This is a genomic window from Actinomadura sp. 7K507, from assembly GCF_004348425.1.
Lineage (GTDB): Bacteria > Actinomycetota > Actinomycetes > Streptosporangiales > Streptosporangiaceae > Spirillospora.
On sequence record NZ_SMKK01000496.1, the window covers coordinates 1 to 1,986 of the forward strand.

At 75.0% G+C, this 1,986-nt stretch carries 2 protein-coding genes; both read left to right on the plus strand.

Annotated features, from left to right (window positions below):
• Nucleotides 1-69: 69 nt before the first annotated feature.
• Nucleotides 70-612, plus strand: coding sequence for a YdeI/OmpD-associated family protein (locus E1285_RS44790; protein WP_132160985.1), 543 nt, complete (start codon nucleotides 70-72; stop codon nucleotides 610-612).
• An 89-nt stretch (nucleotides 613-701) separates the two neighbouring features.
• Nucleotides 702-1,919 (plus strand): AI-2E family transporter, encoded by a 1,218-nt coding sequence (locus tag E1285_RS44795; protein WP_132160986.1) that lies wholly within the window; start codon nucleotides 702-704, stop codon nucleotides 1,917-1,919.
• Nucleotides 1,920-1,986: the final 67 nt, after the last annotated feature.

Consider the following 1,986-nt stretch of genomic DNA (forward strand, 5'->3'; position numbering starts at 1 on the left):
CCCCGAGACCGACCCGCCCCGGCCCCGGGCCCGGGGCGGACTGTCGTCGGCGGATGCCATCGTGGGACGATGATGCACTTCGCGGACGCCGGCCAGTGGGAGACCTGGCTGGCCGAGAACCACGAGAGCGAAGGCGGCGCCTGGCTGAAGATCGCCAAGAAGGGGTCGGGCGCCACCTCGGTCACGATCGCGGAGGCGCTGGAGGTCGCGCTGTGCTACGGCTGGATCGACAGCCAGCGCAAGTCCTTCGACGAGCACTTCTACCTGCAGCGGTACTCGCGCCGCCGCAAGGGCAGCCCCTGGTCGCGGGTGAACGCCGACAAGGCCGAGGCGCTCATCCGCGCCGGGCGGATGCGCCCGCCCGGCCTCGCCGAGGTCGCCGCCGCCCGGGCCGACGGCCGGTGGGACGCCGCCTACACCGCCCAGCGCGACGCCACCGTCCCGCCCGACCTCGCCGAGGCCCTCGCCGCCCACCCCCGGGCGGCCGCCCGTTTCGAGGCGCTCGGCAAGACCGGCCGCTACCGGCTGATCCTGCCGATCCTGAAGGCCAGGACCCCGGCCGGACGCGAGGCCCGCGTCGACCGGGCGATCTCCGACCTGACGGGCCCCTGACGATCCGGGGCTGAAATCCCGGCAAAGATCACCTCCGCGGCGGGCCGGGACGCCCGGAACCGGCGGTGGGACGCGGCTACCGTGCGGGCATGCCGCAGACGCCCGGCCGAGGACCCGCGGAAGGACCCACCGAGGGGCCCGCCGAGGGGCCCGACGCCGTCCCGCCCGGCGCCCCCGCCGAGCCGCCGGCCGCGGACGACCCGCACCGGATGCCGCCGTGGCTGCCCAAGGCGTTCGTGCTCGCCGGCACCGTCGTCCTGGCGTTCATGGCGGCGATGTGGCTGCTCCAGCGGCTGCGGGACCTGCTGCTCCTGCTGGTGGTCTCGCTGTTCCTGGCGTTCGCGATCGAACCCGCGGTGAACTGGCTGGCCCGGCACGGCTGGCGGCGCGGCCCCGCCACCGCCGCGATGTTCCTGGTCATCGCGGTCCTGGCCGGCGGTTTCCTCAGCGGCATCGGGTCGCTGCTGGCCACCCAGGCCGCCAACCTCCTGGACGGGTTCCCCGGATACGTCCGCCAGGTCATCGGATGGGTCAACGACACCTTCGGGACGGACCTGTCGCAGGACACCCTGTTCCAGCGGCTCCCCACCGTCACCGGCGCCCTGTCGGGGCAGCTGTCGTCCCTGGCGACGAACGTGTGGGGGATCGGCGCCACCGCGTTCGGCGTCGTGTTCAAGGCCCTCGGCGTGCTGCTGTTCACCTTCTACCTGTCCGCCGAGGGCCCGCAGCTGCGCCGCACGGCCTGCTCCCTGCTGCCGCCCCGCCACCAGCGGCAGGTGCTGCGGGCCTGGGAGATCGCCGTCGACAAGACCGGCGGCTACATCTACTCGCGCGGGCTGCTGGCACTGATCTCCGGTGCCGCGCACTACGCCTTCATGGCCGCGGCCGGCATCCCCTACGCCGCCGTCCTGGCGCTGTGGGTCGGCGTGGTGTCGCAGTTCATCCCCGCCGTCGGCACCTACCTGGCCGGCGCGGTCCCCATCCTGATCGCCCTGACCGTGTCGCCCACGACGGCGCTGTGGATGCTGCTGTTCATCGTCGCCTACCAGCAGCTGGAGAACTACCTCCTGCAGCCCCGCATCACCGCCCGCACCCTGGACATGCACCCCGCCGTCGCGTTCGGGCTCATCCTGGCCGGCGCCGCCGTCGCCGGGCCCGCCGGCGTGCTGCTGGCCGTGCCGTTCGGCGCCAGCCTCCAGGCGTTCGCCGCCGCCTACGTCCAGCGCTACCGCGTGGAGGAGCACCCGCTGACCGAACCCGACCCGCCCGGCGCGCGCTGGTGGCGGTGGCTGCGCCGCAGCCGGTGACCGCCCCGCCGCCCGCCCCGCCGCCCGACGCGCGGCGTCCCGCGCGGAGCGGCCCCCGGGGCGTCGT

What these genes read in the sequence shown, in the direction of transcription:
- E1285_RS44790 (WP_132160985.1), top strand. Translation starts at nt 70, where the DNA reads ATGATGCACTTCGCGGACGCCGGCCAGTGGGAGACCTGGCTGGCCGAG.
- E1285_RS44795 (WP_132160986.1), top strand. Translation starts at nt 702, where the DNA reads ATGCCGCAGACGCCCGGCCGAGGACCCGCGGAAGGACCCACCGAGGGG.